The following is a 684-nucleotide window of genomic DNA, read 5'->3' as shown; positions in this document are numbered from 1 at the left end:
TAAGTCATGGTACGCATGTACCATGTCATCCCCATCCATCCAAACAACACGTTGATGGCGACAAAGAGCGTGAAAGTCGGTTGAACGATGGACACCAAAATCATAATGACGTACAGGAATGGCACCATTGACCAAACCTCAATCAAACGTTGGACAAATAGGTCGAACTTGCCTCCCCAGAAGCCCATGGCACAGCCTACAGCGGTACCAATAGCGTAGGACACCGCCATCGTTAACAACGCAAACCCCATCGCAGTACGGAAGCCATACACCAAGCGCGCTAAAATATCGCGACCAATAACGTCAGTACCTAGATAGTGTTTATTCTCGGCGCTTGGCGCGGTCGGAGGGAAATCGCCACTGAAGTCTTGCTCGTATGGGTTCCAAGGAACGATAGGTAGAATCACAAAGTTGCCCCCCACCTCTTCCTCCAAGACTTGTTGGGGAACCCGGTACTCAGCTTCACTTGAAGACTCTTGGCCAAACTCGCTACCTAAACGAACGTCACTGACAACCGGAAAGTAATAACTACCATCGTACTTCACGATCAACGCTTTACTGTTGATTAACAGCTCGGCAAATAGTGAAAGAATCAACATGATAGATAAGATCACAAACGACCAATAACCACGTTTAATTTCTTTAAAGTGACGGATTTTCTTTTGAGTTAATGGACTTACTTTA

1 protein-coding gene is annotated in these 684 nt (G+C 46.3%); it reads right to left on the bottom strand.

Annotated features, from left to right (window positions below; translation table 11 throughout):
* A partial coding sequence (locus R7E78_RS26955; RefSeq protein ID WP_318058719.1) for an ABC transporter permease occupies window positions 1-684 on the bottom strand: 684 nt, incomplete at both ends.

It is taken from the genome of Vibrio sp. YT-19(2023), assembly GCF_033337395.1.
Note: the sequence above shows the minus strand (reverse complement) of the source record. Positions and strands in the feature narration are given on the sequence as shown.